12 protein-coding genes, 1 pseudogene and 1 other annotated feature are annotated in these 14965 nt (G+C 44.9%); of the genes and pseudogenes, 9 read left to right on the top strand and 4 right to left on the bottom strand.

The genetic code is table 11. The features are described 5' to 3' along the window. Positions 1–157 precede the first annotated feature (157 nt). The 4 genes from mnmL to L4C44_RS15170 all read left to right on the top strand — a co-directional run bounded on the left by mnmL (position 158) and on the right by L4C44_RS15170 (position 5926). The gene (mnmL, locus tag L4C44_RS15185) at positions 158–1111 is read left to right on the top strand and encodes a tRNA modification radical SAM protein MnmL/YtqA (protein ID WP_428805323.1); all 954 of its coding nucleotides are present in this window, start codon (positions 158–160) and stop codon (positions 1109–1111) included. Between the two features lie 91 nt (positions 1112–1202). Beyond that, on the top strand, positions 1203–2954 hold the full coding sequence (locus L4C44_RS15180; protein WP_428805322.1) for a sensor domain-containing diguanylate cyclase: 1752 nt from the start codon (positions 1203–1205) through the stop codon (positions 2952–2954). 151 nt (positions 2955–3105) lie between these two features. Continuing rightward, complete coding sequence (gene arcB, locus L4C44_RS15175; RefSeq protein WP_428805321.1) at positions 3106–5475, top strand: aerobic respiration two-component sensor histidine kinase ArcB; 2370 nt, start codon at positions 3106–3108, stop codon at positions 5473–5475. A 7-nt stretch (positions 5476–5482) separates the two neighbouring features. Next, positions 5483–5926: a hypothetical protein gene (locus L4C44_RS15170; RefSeq protein WP_428805320.1), complete on the top strand. Its 444-nt coding sequence runs from the start codon at positions 5483–5485 to the stop codon at positions 5924–5926. 125 nt (positions 5927–6051) lie between these two features. Here L4C44_RS15170 and arcA read toward each other — a convergent pair whose 3' ends face one another. After that, positions 6052–6768 carry a two-component system response regulator ArcA gene (gene arcA, locus L4C44_RS15165; RefSeq protein ID WP_004741534.1) on the bottom strand — a complete coding sequence of 239 codons (717 nt, stop codon included), beginning with the start codon at positions 6766–6768 and terminating at the stop codon, positions 6052–6054. A gap of 429 nt (positions 6769–7197) precedes the next feature. Then, positions 7198–7299 (bottom strand): annotated as a pseudogene (locus L4C44_RS15160) (ribonuclease activity regulator protein RraA); the annotation flags it as partial. Between the two features lie 47 nt (positions 7300–7346). Here L4C44_RS15160 and L4C44_RS15155 point away from each other — a divergent pair. Next, positions 7347–7832, top strand: a complete 486-nt coding sequence (locus tag L4C44_RS15155) for a putative 4-hydroxy-4-methyl-2-oxoglutarate aldolase (RefSeq protein ID WP_060983054.1) — start codon at positions 7347–7349, stop codon at positions 7830–7832. A gap of 64 nt (positions 7833–7896) precedes the next feature. On the opposite strand, the gene L4C44_RS15150 is transcribed toward L4C44_RS15155, so the two are convergent. Beyond that, positions 7897–8373 (bottom strand): ribonuclease regulator, encoded by a 477-nt coding sequence (locus L4C44_RS15150; protein ID WP_146490544.1) that lies wholly within the window; start codon positions 8371–8373, stop codon positions 7897–7899. A gap of 315 nt (positions 8374–8688) precedes the next feature. Next, positions 8689–8807, top strand: a sequence feature (Thr leader region). A 29-nt stretch (positions 8808–8836) separates the two neighbouring features. Here L4C44_RS15150 and thrA point away from each other — a divergent pair. From thrA to L4C44_RS15130, 4 genes are all read left to right on the top strand, one after another. Next, positions 8837–11296 (top strand): bifunctional aspartate kinase/homoserine dehydrogenase I, encoded by a 2460-nt coding sequence (gene thrA / locus L4C44_RS15145; protein ID WP_285955157.1) that lies wholly within the window; start codon positions 8837–8839, stop codon positions 11294–11296. Positions 11297–11313: 17 nt separating this feature from the next. Next, positions 11314–12270, top strand: coding sequence for a homoserine kinase (gene thrB, locus L4C44_RS15140; protein WP_048615050.1), 957 nt, complete (start codon positions 11314–11316; stop codon positions 12268–12270). After that, positions 12267–13553, top strand: coding sequence for a threonine synthase (thrC, locus tag L4C44_RS15135; RefSeq protein ID WP_428805319.1), 1287 nt, complete (start codon positions 12267–12269; stop codon positions 13551–13553). Before thrB ends, thrC begins: the two co-directional genes overlap by 4 nt. Positions 13554–13729: 176 nt before the next feature. Next, positions 13730–14389, top strand: coding sequence for an NADPH-dependent FMN reductase (locus L4C44_RS15130; RefSeq protein ID WP_428805318.1), 660 nt, complete (start codon positions 13730–13732; stop codon positions 14387–14389). 95 nt (positions 14390–14484) lie between these two features. Here the strand turns inward: L4C44_RS15130 and grcA are convergent, their stop codons facing one another. Next, on the bottom strand, positions 14485–14862 hold the full coding sequence (gene grcA, locus L4C44_RS15125) for an autonomous glycyl radical cofactor GrcA (RefSeq protein ID WP_017059315.1): 378 nt from the start codon (positions 14860–14862) through the stop codon (positions 14485–14487). Positions 14863–14965 lie beyond the last annotated feature (103 nt).

Here is a 14965-nt window from a genome sequence, read left to right as displayed (position 1 = left end):
TAGGTAAATAGAGCAGATTTTTTGCATGTTTATTGATATTTGTTAGGTTGCTCGCAAAAAGCCTTGAGTAAACTAATTGGTCGAATTTTGCAGGGATGTAATTTTTTTTCAAAAAAAGACTGATATTCATTCTTATTTACTTGAGTGCTTTGAAAATATGCAATTACATGAGTTAGTTAATACTATCGGCCAAGATCTTCAACGCCGTTATGGCGAGAAAGTCCACAAGCTGACGCTTCACGGTGGTTTCAGCTGCCCAAACCGAGACGGGACAATTGGCCGTGGAGGTTGCACGTTTTGTAACGTGGCTTCCTTTGCTGATGAACAAACTCAAATTCAAAGTATTGCTGACCAGCTAAAAGATCGTGCGGGTGAGATTGCTCGTGCCAAGAAGTATTTGGCTTACTTTCAGGCGTACACCAGCACTTATGCTGAGGTGCAAGTGCTCAAGAATATGTATGAAGAGGCGCTAAAAGCACCCGGTGCAGAGATCGTTGGTCTTTGTGTTGGCACGCGACCAGACTGTGTGCCTGATGCGGTGTTGGATCTGTTAGCGGACTACGTTAAACAAGGCTATGAGATTTGGCTCGAGCTTGGCCTGCAAACCGCCAATGATAAAACCCTCAAGCGAATTAACCGCGGCCACGATTTTGCAGTGTATGAAACGATCACCCAACGCGCACGCGCTTTAGGTATCAAGGTGTGTACTCATCTGATTGTTGGCCTACCAAAAGAAACCAAAGCGGATAACCTTGAAACCTTAGACAAGGTATTAGCCGTTGGCACCGATGGTATTAAGCTGCACGGCCTTCATATAGTAGAGGGCAGCACCATGGCTAAGGCGTGGAAGGCAGGAAAGCTAGAAGCCCCAAGCCTTGAAGAGTACATCGATATCGCGAGTGATATCATTCAACGCACGCCTGCGGACGTGGTTTATCACCGTGTTTCTTCAGCGGCGAGACGCCCAACGTTACTTTCTCCTTTATGGTGTGAGAACCGATGGTTAGCGATGACTGAAATAGGCCGTTCGCTCGATAAAACCGGTGCTCAAGGCATCAAAACTGGCTCTGCATTCGAGTACACGTTGCCTGTTTTAAACGCAGCCAATTAATAGAAATGGGTGACTGTAGGTAACAGCAGATAAAACCAACAAATAGTGGTAACATTTCCCTCACAGATTTTATGGTATAGATTGAGAGTAAATGGAACTGGTAATGACTTGGTTGTGGGACAGGGCGTATGGCTACGGTATTTATATCGTTGTTGTATTGCTGATTGCTCTCATCTGCTGGCATCTCTATTCTCGTTATCAGTCGCATATCGAAACGCTTCTACTTGCTACCCCGTCGCCACTCTACTTTGTTGATGTTCGAAGTGGCGAAATACTCTATGCCAATCGCCAAGCCATGCAGTTGCTTGGTATCCGCCAAATCGGTGTTAATTTTCGCTTTCCTACTGTGGAAAGTGAGAACAGCTTTCGTCACTACTTAACCAATCACATTAACTCTCGAGCCTTCGAGCAGGTCTCCCTGTGGGCGCTTTCTGAATTTGAGTCGTTCAAGATCAACTTGGTCGGTCGTAAGATCCATTTTAGAAATAAGCAGGCTTGGATGATTCACGCCTCACCTTATAAAAACACTAACGAAGAACTGTCCCAAGAAGTTCGAGAACTGAATGTTGCTCGTACCGCGTTGGATTCTTTGTCTGAGCTGATCTACGTGAAAGATAAAAAGGGTGAGTTGGTCGCGAGTAATCGCTCGTTTAAAAAATTTTGGCACGGTCGCCCGGAAGAGGGCACCTTGAGTGTTTCTGGTGGTGCATTAAAAGGCCGTGTTAGTGAGCGTTCGTGGACAACCGATCAGGACGGCAAAGGGTGTTTGCTCGAAACTTATCAAAGTGTATTGCTCTCGCAAGATGGAGAAACCATCGGCACGCTCTCTATTAGTCATGATGTGACCGATTGGCATGACATGCAGCAGAAATTGCGTGGCGAAATGGAGAAGCGTAAAGATACCGAAGTGGCACTTGCGCAACGTGACACCATATTGCAAAACATCTTGGAAGCGAGCCCAGACTCGATTGGTATCTTCAACGAAAACATGGTTTATCAAGCGTGTAATAAACCGTTTGTGGCGGCGCTTGGTATCTCTGCGGTCAGTGACCTAGTGGGTAAGCGCCTGCAAGATGTGGTGCCGAATAGTATGTATATGCGTATCTCAGACACAGATCATCAAGTGCTTCATCATGGTAAATCACTGCGCTACATCGATAAGGTGGTGTCTAGTGATGGTGAATACACTTGGTATGATGTGGTGAAATCACCGTTTAGAGATCCAGCCTCAAGCACCAATGGCGTGCTGATCATGGCGCGTGATATCACTGAGCGTTACCTTGCGGAGCAAAAACTTGAAGAAGCGAACCTTGAGCTTGAGCGCCTCAGCTTTATGGACAGTTTGACTCAGGTGTCTAACCGACGCCGTTTTGATGAGCAGCTGTCGACACTGTGGCATTACCATGTGCGTGAGAAGCTGCCATTGACGATTATGCTGTGTGATATCGACTTCTTTAAAGGCTATAACGACTATTACGGACACCAGCAAGGTGATGATGCGTTGATTCAAGTCTCTCAGGCGTTTAAAAAGGTACTCAATCGCTCGTCAGATTGTGTGGCTCGTTACGGTGGTGAAGAGTTCGGCTTTATTCTGCCAAATACGACGGCTGATGGTGCGCAGCTGGTGGCGGAGCGCATTCATAGTGAAGTCGTTAAACTGGGGCTAATACACGAGAAGTCGGCAGTCTCCGAATTCATCACGGTGAGCATCGGTATCATCTCTTACATTCCGACACCTGACGATGAGATGGAATCTGCGGTTGCCTTGGCTGATAGCGCGCTGTACCAAGCAAAATCGGACGGACGAAACCGTTCAATTGTGCATCCATCGTCGATTCGCTAAACAAACCTATCACTGACTCAACCAGTATTTACTCGGGTTATCTGTTTTAAACAATATAACCCTAGCTCTCTTGCTGCATGTGATGTAGCTAGCTTACCTCCTATCTTCAAACAGGGTAGAATGTTGCTAGTCTTATCGCATGGAGCGCTAAATGAAACCCATGAAAAATCTCGCCCAGTATTACGTGGATCTACTCGTAAAACTGGGGATTGTCCGCTTTTCTATCTTACTCGCCCTAGCGCTTGTTGCCCTCGCTGTTGTTGTGCAAGTCGGCATAACCCTCGCACTCAAGGGTAATGTTGATGATATCGACATTGTCCGTTCAGTTTTCTTCGGTTTAGTGATCACACCTTGGGCGGTTTACTTCCTGTCAGTGGTGGTTGATCAGCTGGAAGAGTCTCGTCAAAGATTGGCGAAGTTAGTCTCTAAGCTTGGTGACATGCGTGAGCGAGACCAAGAGCTGAATAATAAGTTACAGCTCAATATCGAGAAGCTGAATCAAGAAATCGAAGAGCGTGAAAAAGCTGAAGAAGCACGCGCTGAAGCGATGCACGATCTCGAAAATGAAGTCTTTCAACGTGAGCGAACTCAGCTTGAACTGGCAGAGCGAACGGCACTATTGCGCTCGTTTATCGATGCTTCTCCTGACCTTATTTACTACCGTAATGAAGATGGTGTGTTTTCTGGTTGTAACCGAGCGGTGGAAGAGCTCACCGGAAAAACAGAAAAAGAACTGGTTGGCTTAACGCCTTGGGATGTCTACAGCAAAGAGGTTGCCCAGCAAGTTGTTGAAACCGACAAGAGAGTATTTGCCGACAACCAAGCGCTGACCTATGACCAGTGGCTTGAATACCCTGACGGACGTAAGAGTTACTTCGAACTGCGTAAAGTGCCTTTCTACAGTAAAGATGGCCGTCACTTGGGCTTAGTGGGTTTTGGTCGAGATATTACCGAGCGTAAAGAGCACCAAGAGTCGCTAGAGAAAGCCAGTCGCGATAAGACCACCTTTATCTCAACCATTAGTCATGAGCTAAGAACACCGCTTAACGGCATCATTGGTCTGAGCCGAATGTTGCTCGATAGCCAACTGACCACTGAACAGCGCAAGCAGATGCAAACCATCAAGGTGAGCGCAGTGACACTGGGTAATATCTTTAACGATATTATCGATATGGATAAGTTCGACCGTCGTAAGCTTGAGCTATTCCCAACCCCAATCAACTTTGAAGATTTCGTTGTTGAGATTGAAAGTATCTCTGCATTGATGGCCGAACAAAAAGGATTGAGATTCGATCTAGAACGATTGTCTGATCTTCCTGCTGCCGTTGAAGTGGATGGTACTCGTCTTAGACAGGTTCTGTGGAACCTTGTAAGTAACGCGATGAAGTTCACCAAAGATGGTGGTGTAGTGATGACAGTCAGCGCCGACATTGATGGCGACTTTGCTAACATCACGATGGAAGTAGAAGACACCGGGATTGGTATCCCTGAAAGTGAAATCGAGAAAATCTTCGCGATGTACTATCAGGTGAAATCGGGAACGGACAATCTACACGCCGTTGGTACCGGTATTGGTCTTGCTGTATCTCAACAACTGATCAATATGATGGATGGCCACATTGAAGTGACCAGTGAAGAGGGTTTTGGTAGTACCTTTACGGTTTCGATTCGTGTGCCTGTTAATCACGATACTCAAGCATTGATTAAGACACCAAGAAAGCAATCAAATCTAAAGATCTTTATGGTCGAAGACATTGAGCTCAATATTACGGTGGCTCGTTCTCTACTTGAAAGCTTAGGCCATGAAGTGACAGTAGTGATGACGGGTAAAGAGGCGCAAATAGCTTTCAACCCTGAAGACTATGACTTGGTATTACTGGACATCCAACTGCCAGATATGACAGGTTTCGACATTGCCCAATACTACCGCGAGAAATACAGCCAGCTGCCGCCTTTGGTTGCATTAACGGCGAACGTATTGAATAACAAGCAAGAGTACTTCCAGAAAGGCATGGACGAAGCGATCAGTAAACCATTGTCGGTTCGTGCAATCCAAGATGTCATCAGCGAGCTGATCGAAGATGCGCCAGAGGTAATTGAGACAGTAGCGGGTACGGAGAAGGTTGAGAGCATTGATAAAGTCGACGTGAGTAAGCCTGTTCTTTCACCGGTTGATACCACTTTACTTGATATTGATATGCTAGAGTCTTATGTTGATATTGTTGGGCCGAAACCGGTTTTGGATAGTATCGTGATGTTTGAAGATATGATGCCGGAGTATATGGAAATATTGAACTCCAACATGGTCGCGAAAGATCAAGCCAGTATCGTTTCTGAGGCGCATAAGATTAAAGGTGCAGCAGGCTCCATTGGCTTAAAGCGCATACAGCAAGTTGCTCAGAAAGCTCAATCTCCAGATATGCCTGCGTGGTGGGAGAACATTTCAGATTGGGTTGATGAAATAAATAACGAATACCAAAACGATATTGAAGTTTTAAAAAGTTGGTTAAATCAAAGGTAGAAGAATAATGAAGAAATTAGCATTCGCCGCATGCGTTGTGGCATTAGCCGGCTGTTCTGCACCACAAGTAGAATGGCAGCAAGATAACCAAGTTGAAGTCTCTACATCTACAGTCACAATGAAAAGTAATCTTTGGCACAACAAGATGCCAACGATTGGAGAAGCTCAAGATAAGACACTACACGGTTCTATCTACCTAGAGTCAGACTCACAGCTACCAGCAACACTTGCGGTGGAGAGCGTGACCGTTAAGCAAGGTGCAGATACCTTGCTAGTAACGGCTGACGACCTTGATCTAAGAACACATAGCGAGACTCAGTGGGAAGTGGCGTTTGTATGGCAGTTAGAGTTCGATAGCGAAAAGCCTGTTGATGTTGCGGTTGAGCTGAGAGACGGTGAAACTGTGAAGTGGCTGGTGGAGAAAGACGTTAAGGTTGATACGGTTTACTAAAGCCTTATCAATTAAGAAGAATAAAAAAGGGAGAATGCGTTGGCATTCTCCCTTTTTAATAACTATTGATTGCGCTTCTACTGTTAAAAACACCGAGTGTTAAACGACCAGAAACGCCAATCGAATTAGTCTTCTAGGTCACCACAGAAGCGGTAGCCTTCACCGTGAATCGTTGCAATGATTTCTGGCGTACCAGAAACAGATTCAAAGTGCTTACGAATACGACGGATTGTTACGTCTACAGTACGATCGTGTGGCTTAAGCTCACGGCCAGTCATCTTCTTAAGAAGGTCTGCACGTGTTTGGATCTTACCTGGGTTCTCACAGAAGTGAAGTAGAGCACGGAACTCTGAACGAGGTAGCTTGTAGCCTTCGCCATCTGGGCTAACCAGAGAGCGGCTGTTGATATCTAGTACCCAACCGTTGAACTCGTACTTCTCAACGCTGCGCTTTTCTTCTTGAACAGAGCTTGTGCTCATTGAACGGTTCAGAAGGTTGCGTGCACGGATAGTCAGTTCACGAGGGTTGAAAGGCTTAGTGATGTAGTCATCAGCGCCGATCTCTAGGCCAAGGATCTTATCAACTTCATTATCACGACCAGTTAAGAACATAAGCGCTACGTTTGCTTGCTCACGTAGTTCACGCGCAAGTAGTAGACCATTCTTACCTGGAAGGTTGATGTCCATAATTACAAGGTTAACTTGGTTGTCAGATAGCACTTGGTGCATCTCTTCACCGTCGCTAGCCTCAAAAACAGCATATCCCTCTGCTTCAAAAATACTCTTTAGAGTGTTACGAGTTACTTGCTCATCTTCAACGATAAGAATCTGCGGGGTTTGCATTTGGCGGTACCTAAATTTGTGACGAAACTGTGCTAATAGAATAAATTCTAGGCAAAAACATAACATACAGGTAATGTATTTTTGATGATAACTTAAAGTTTTCAAAAAAACACTTACTTCCAGCTATCTGCCTTCCTTGAAGTATTGCCCAATAACGTAGATCCAGTACGCCTTTCAATCATTCTTTTAGTGATTGCAGAGGATTCTATAATGTTAACAGCATGCTAACAACGCGAGAATGTTAATTCCATTCAGTTTGTTGATTTACATCAATTGCCGTATCGCAACAAACTTTAATAGTATGGCTACAACTTAACCAATGTTATGGTGACTATTTAGTACCAAAACAAGAATGATTATTCGAGATGCTTCGGACATCTCGGATGCTAAAGACCGGATTATTAACCAAGGAAGCTGAAAGCTTTCCTAAGAGTCTAGTAGATAAATATGCTCAATCAACTTTTATTGAGTAATAAATTGAGCATAGAACAATGAAAACAAAGGATTAATTTTAATAACATATAAAAGCATAGAGGCTCACCTGACTTAACAGGTAGCGCCTTACTCACGGAGGATATATGCACGATATAACACCTGACTTGTGTGATGAGTTTGAAAGCAAAGTCACCCTACTGAATATGCCATTACAGAACTTCGGTCAACGTGGTGCGTTCTTTGGAAAAATTGTAACAGTTCGTTGTTATCACGATAATTCCAAGGTTCGCGAGGTTTTAGAGACAGACGGCTGTGGCAAAGTGCTTGTTGTTGATGGGAATGGTTCATGCCAAAAGGCGCTGCTTGGTGATCAACTCGCGATTCTCGCAATAGAAAATGGCTGGGAAGGCGTGATTGTAAACGGTGCTGTGCGTGATGTTGGCATGATGTCGCAAATGGATCTTGGTGTTCAGGCATTGGGTGCATCGCCATTCAAGACGGAGAAGCGCGGCGTAGGCCAAGTGAATGTCACGCTATCTATACACAATCAACTGATTCAGCCTGGGGATTACATTTATGCCGATTGGAATGGTGTGTTAATTTCATCTGAGCTATTGCTTGAATCATAACTGGTACGTAACTAATAAAAGAGGCTGAATACGTAACATATTCATCGCTATCAAGTTAATTGGATTAGAAGCGAAATCCTAATCCCACTTCAACACCTTGCTGCCACTCTTCATAATCAAGAGTGGCATGCAAATCTAAATTGTCGGTCAGCTGTACTCGGCTAGAAACTTCTGCGGCCACCGATTTCTCATTGTCTTCGGTTTCATCTTTATAGGTGTGTAGAGAACTGTTGAAAGAGACTCTTTCTGAGAACTGATAACTGACACCACTCAAGAATCCGCTTTCCTGTTTCAGTGCAGCACTATTGATACGTGTACCGACATAAAGATCCACATCCGAAAACAAACTATATGAATAGCCACTGTCTATTTTCCAAGTATCGAAGCTTTCATTCGATGCGTTTTGGGTGGAGATAAAAAATTTATGAGAAGAGCGATCGATTTGACCGGGAAGCAGAGGCAAACTATTTAGAAGAGGTAAACTGTTCGCTGAACAAACAACAGGCATAGCCAAGGCTATAAGAATAAGTAATCTCTTCACTTCCCACTCCTGATGTCATTATTATTGTTTTTCGAACGTTATCGTTCAATTAAAGCACAGAATTTGTACGCTCGCCGCACAATCGATATAGCATTTTGTTATTAGAATATGCAATTAGCTACTTATATTTGCTCGGTGAGTGAATTCAGTATCTTAATTGAAGGTTAATACAGGGTGTTTTATCCCTAAAATGATGGTTTGCTCTGAAAAATGGTGCGAATGTAAAAAAAACGCAACTTTTCATTGACGTCTAGTGGTAAAAATTGATACACGTAGAGTAAAGCACAAGCAGAGAATTTGATATGCAGCACGTAAGCCACCTAGTAATGACCACAACCATTATTATTACCGACATTAACATTGTTGGGGCAGGCTGCTAAGTAACGGATTTTAAAAAAAAGGCCTGTATCCAACAAGATACAGGCCTTTTTTTGTACCATTTTTATGACTTATGGAGAAAGGGATGCGCGTTTTAAAGTTTGGAGGTTCATCATTAGCTGATGCAGATCGTTTTTTACGAGCGGCGGATATCATCGCTAATAATGCCCAGCAAGAAGAGCTAGCCGTTGTACTATCGGCTCCAGGAAAAACAACCAATAAGTTGGTCGCTGTTATTGAAGCTGCACTGAAAAATGGTGAAGCAGACGCACAGATTACAGAGATCGAATCTTCATTCGCTGCGCTGTTTGCAGAGATTAAAGCGGTTGTACCTTCGATTGATGGTACTGCGTTCCAAGAGCAGGTTGATACCTCTCTTGCTCAGCTAAAGCAGTTCGTGAACGGCATCAACCTACTTGGTATGTGCCCGAACCACGTCAATGCTCGCATCATCAGTAAAGGTGAGCGAATCTCTATCCAGTTAATGAAAGCGGTACTTGAAGCAAAAGGCCAACCAGCAAGCCTGATTGACCCAGTTCAATACCTATACGCTAAAGGTGATCACCTTGAAGCTATGGTTGATGTGGATGTGTCTACTCAGAACTTCCGTCAATCGCCACTTCCACAAGGTCACGTTAACATCATGCCGGGCTTCACTGCCGGTAATGATAAAGGCGAATTGGTCACTCTTGGCCGTAATGGCTCTGACTACTCAGCAGCAGTGCTAGCTGCATGTCTGCGTGCTGATTGCTGTGAAATCTGGACAGATGTAGACGGCGTTTACAACTGTGACCCACGTTTAGTCGATGATGCTCGTCTTCTTAAGTCATTAAGCTACCAAGAAGCGATGGAGCTTTCTTACTTCGGTGCTTCGGTTCTACACCCGAAGACTATCGCACCTATCGCGCAATTCCATATTCCTTGTCTGATCAAAAATAGCTTTAATCCACAGGGTGCGGGTACTTTGATTGGTCAAGACACTGGCGAAGATAACCTAGCAATCAAAGGTATTACTACGCTAAGTGACCTAACAATGGTTAACGTATCAGGCCCTGGTATGAAAGGCATGGTAGGCATGGCAAGCCGCGTATTCGGCGCGATGTCTTCGGCTGGCGTTTCTATTGTCCTTATTACTCAATCTTCTTCTGAGTACAGCATCAGCTTCTGTATTGAATCGGCTGACAAAGTGAAAGCGAAACAAGTGTTGTCAGACGCGTTTGAACTTGAACTTAAAGATGGCCTACTAGAGCCCGTTGAGTTCATGGACGACGTAGCGATTGTAACGCTGGTGGGTGACGGTATGCGTACTTCACGCGGTGTCGCTTCTCAGTTCTTCTCTTCTTTAGCTGAAGTGAACGTGAACATCGTTGCGATTGCTCAAGGTTCTTCAGAGCGTGCTATCTCTGCGGTTATCCCTGAAGACAAGATTTCTGAAGCTATCAAGGCGTGTCACGAGAACCTATTCAACTCTAAGCACTTCCTTGACGTATTCGTTGTGGGTGTTGGCGGTGTTGGTGGCGAGCTTGTTGACCAGATCCAACGTCAACAAGGCAAACTGGCTGAAAAAGGCATCGTGATTCGCGTATGTGGTTTAGCAAACAGCAAAGGTTTGTTGCTAGACAGTGAAGGCTTGCCTCTAGAGCAGTGGCGCGATCGCATGTCGAGCGCGACAGAAGAATTCAGCCTTGCGCGTTTAGCGGCTCTGGTTCAACGTAACCATATTATCAACCCAGTATTGGTTGACTGTACGTCTAGTGAAGATATTGCTGCGCAGTACGCTGATTTCCTAGCGGCTGGTTTCCACGTGGTAACACCAAACAAGAAAGCAAACACAGCAAGCATGGCATACTACCATCAGCTGCGTGAAGTTGCGCGTAACTCACGTCGTAAGCTGATGTACGAAACAACCGTAGGTGCAGGTCTACCGGTAATCGAAAACCTTCAGAACCTTATCTCTGCAGGTGATGAGCTTGAGAAGTTCAACGGCATTCTTTCTGGTTCACTGTCTTACATCTTCGGTAAGCTTGATGAGGGTATGACACTCAGCCAAGCAACCAACATTGCTAAAGACAACGGCTTCACTGAACCGGATCCACGTGATGACTTATCAGGCATGGATGTGGCGCGTAAGCTACTTATCCTAGCTCGTGAAGCAGGCATGGCACTTGAACTTGAAGATGTTGAAGTAGACCAAGCACTACCACCAGGTTTTGACGATTCAGGTACGGTTGAAGAGTTCATGGCTCGCTTGCCAGAAGCAGATGCTTACTTCCAAGAGCAGTCAGCTATCGCAGCAGAAGAAGGCAAAGTACTTCGTTATGTTGGTGAGATTGCTGATGGTAAATGTAAGGTTCGTATCGCAGCTGTTGATGGCGACGACCCAATGTTCAAGATTAAAGATGGCGAGAACGCGCTGGCATTCTACAGCCGTTACTACCAACCAATCCCGCTAGTACTTCGTGGCTACGGTGCCGGTACTGAAGTAACAGCAGCAGGCGTATTCTCTGATGTGATGCGTACTCTTGGTTGGAAATTAGGAGTTTAGGAATGAGTTCAAGTGATATGGATGTTGTCGTTTATGCTCCTGCATCAATCGGTAATGTCAGTGTAGGGTTTGATGTGCTGGGGGCCGCTGTGTCTCCAGTGGATGGCACACTGCTGGGTGACCGAGTTATGGTTAAAGCCGGTGATGAACCATTCTCACTTAAAACAGCAGGCAGCTTTGTATCTAAGCTGCCAACTGAAGCCAAAGAAAACATCGTCTACGACTGCTGGGTGGTGTTCTCTAGAGAGCTTGATAAAAAAGGCGTAGCGCTAAAGCCTTTGGAAATGACACTCGAAAAGAACATGCCTATTGGTTCTGGTTTAGGTTCAAGTGCATGCTCAATCGTAGCGGCACTTGATGCGCTAAACCGTTTTCACGGTCAACCACTGAATGAAACGGAACTGCTTGCTCTGATGGGCGAAATGGAAGGTAAGATTTCAGGCGGTATCCATTATGATAACGTTGCACCATGTTATCTTGGTGGTGTGCAGTTAATGCTTGAAGAGCTAGGCATCATTAGCCAAGAAGTCCCATGTTTTGATGATTGGTACTGGGTGATGGCTTATCCGGGCATTAAGGTTTCAACGGCAGAAGCGAGAGAGATCCTACCATCTCAGTACCGTCGTCAGGATATCATTGCTCATGGTCGCCACTTAGCGGGCTTTATCCACGCGTGTCATTCAGGTCAACCTGAACTGGCGGCGAAGATGATCAAAGACGTGATCGCTGAACCATATCGTGAGAAACTGCTTCCAGGGTTTGCTGACGCTCGTAAATACGCGCTGTCGGCAGGTGCATTGGCTACTGGTATTTCTGGTAGTGGCCCAACTCTATTTAGCATTTGCAAAGAACAAGATGTCGCCGAGCGTGTTGCACGCTGGTTAGAACAAAATTACGTACAAAATGAAGAAGGATTCGTTCACGTTTGTCGCCTAGATAAGCAAGGTTCGATCGTTACAGGAAGTGAGTTATGAAGCTGTACAACATCAAAGAAAATGACGAGCAAGTCTCTTTTGGCCAAGCCGTTCGTCAAGGCTTAGGTCGTAATCAAGGTCTATTTTTTCCATCTGAGCTGCCAAAGTTTGATGATATCGATGCGCTGCTAGCAGAGGACTTTGTCCCTCGTAGCTCAAAGATTCTGTCAGCATTAATTGGCGATGAACTACCAAAAGAACAGATCGACCAAATGGTGGATGCAGCGTTCCAATTCCCTGCTCCAATCAACCAAGTAAAAGATGGCGTTTACGCGCTTGAGCTTTTCCACGGTCCAACACTGGCGTTTAAAGATTTCGGCGGCCGCTTTATGGCTCAGTCTTTAGCAGCCGTTTCAGATGGTGGTCAAATCACTATCTTAACAGCAACATCAGGTGATACTGGTGCGGCGGTTGCGCATGCTTTCTACGGCATGGAAGACATCAATGTCGTGATTCTTTACCCGAAAGGCAAGATCAGCCCATTGCAAGAGAAGCTTTTCTGTACGCTGGGTAAGAACATTCACACTGTCGCTATTGATGGTGACTTTGATGCGTGTCAGGCTCTGGTTAAAGACTCATTTGATGACGCTGAACTGCGTAAAGAGATTGGTCTTAACTCGGCAAACTCTATTAACATCAGTCGTCTAATGGCTCAGATCTGTTACTACTTTGAAGCGGCTTCTCAGCTGACTAAAGAGCAGCGTGAAAACCTCGTTATCTCTGTACCAAGTGGTAACTTTGGTAACCTAACGGCTGGTCTATTGGCTAAAGCACTCGGTTTACCTGTTAAGCGTTTCATCGCAGCAACCAATGAAAATGACACGGTTCCTCGCTACCTAGAAACAGGTCAATGGGATCCAAAACCGACCGTTGCGACAACATCGAACGCGATGGACGTAAGCCAACCAAATAACTGGCCTCGTATTGAAGAGCTTTGCCAACTGAAAGGTTGGGGCTTAGATACATTAGGCAAAGGTAAAGTATCTGACGAGCAGAGCGCTGAGTCAGTACGTGACCTAAAAGCACAAGGTTACCTATGTGAACCACATGGTGCTATCGCTTACCGTCTATTAGATGAACAGTTGCAAGAGGGTGAAACAGGCTTGTTCTTATGTACAGCTCACCCAGCTAAGTTCAAAGAAGTGGTCGACGATATCCTAGGTTCAGATATTGAATTACCAGGCCCGCTAGCAAAACATGCTGCGATGGAGCTATTGTCTGAAGATTTAGATAACGATTTTGAAGCGCTAAAAGCAGTACTTCGTCGTGTTCAACCTGCGTAATCTGTTATAGATAAAAGCAATAGAATTTAGACCATAACAAGAAAGGTGAATGAGCGATCATTCACCTTTTTTATTGCCCGATAGCTTATAAAGTTAACTTTATTTAGGTCATCTCTTAAGGTTAAATGGTTTATCTGGTTAACAGATTTAATCCAAGCTCAACGGAAAGGGATAGTATGAATTTTTTGATTTTCCTTGGCTCTGTACGTGAGAGTACACCGCCAAGACCTGCTCGGTTAGGGATGAGAGTCAGTAAGGCGTGTGCAAAACTACTTACGGATAAACACTCTGAGCATACGGTTGAGATCATCGACCCACTGGATTACGACTTTGGCGAGGTGTTTAAACCTGAATTTTCTTACCATCGCTCCAAAGTACCTGCACACCTTGCTGAGTTAGCGGAGAAGATTGCCAAAGCTGATGGCTACGTGATGGTAAGCCCGGAATACAATCATTCAATGAGCCCGGCGTTGGCCAATATTCTTAATCATTTTGGTAGCTCGCTATTTTCGTATAAGCCGAGTGCGATTGTGACGTATTCTGCGGGGCAGTGGGGCGGGGCAAGAGCGTCGGTTTCGATGCGCACCTTCTTATCTGAACTCGGTTGTTTACCGGTTTCTGCGATGATTCATCTACCTAAAGCGCAAGAAGTCTTTGATGAAGAGGGGGGCGTTGTCCAAGAGTCAGAGCAAGCTCAATGGGATGAGTACATGAACCGAACCTTTCATCAGTTGATGTGGTGGGCACAAGGTGCAGCGATACAGAGAGATAAAGTGGATCCAACGACGTTAGCAAAAGCTTTCACTAAAGATCCTTCTCAACGAAATGCGCCATAGCCAGTCTATAGGTAATTATTAGCAGTATAAAAACGAAAAAAGCTTGGCCATTTCTGACCAAGCTTTTTAAATCTTTAACACTCTAGTTTCTGAGATTATAGAGACTCAGTGAACGTACGTGCGATAACGTCACGTTGCTGTTCAGTTGTTAGAGAGTTGAAACGTACAGCGTAACCCGATACACGGATTGTTAGCTGTGGGTAGTTCTCTGGGTGAGCAACTGCATCTTCTAGCGTTTCACGTTTAAGAACGTTAACGTTTAGGTGTTGACCACCTTCGATGCGTGGTGCTGCTTCGATTGCAACTTCACGGCTTTCGTACTCGCCTAGGTCTGCAGCTGAGATAACTTGGTCAGCTTCGAAACCTGCAGTAGCAACAACACAACGAGCTTCATTCTTCTCGCTATCTAGTAGCCAGATTGAGTTTAGTAGGTCATCGTTTGCTGCTTTAGTAATTTGAATACCTTGGATCATAACTATCTCCTAGTCCACTGAATGTGGTTTGATTATGGTGTTAACTTTCGATTTTTATTGAGCTGGGTAATATATACCTAATACCCGTGAGGTTATCATTGAT

Origin of the sequence: Vibrio satsumensis, assembly GCF_050337435.1 — a bacterium.
Lineage (GTDB): Bacteria > Pseudomonadota > Gammaproteobacteria > Enterobacterales > Vibrionaceae > Vibrio > Vibrio satsumensis.
This window is presented reverse-complemented; position numbering and strand designations above follow the sequence as displayed.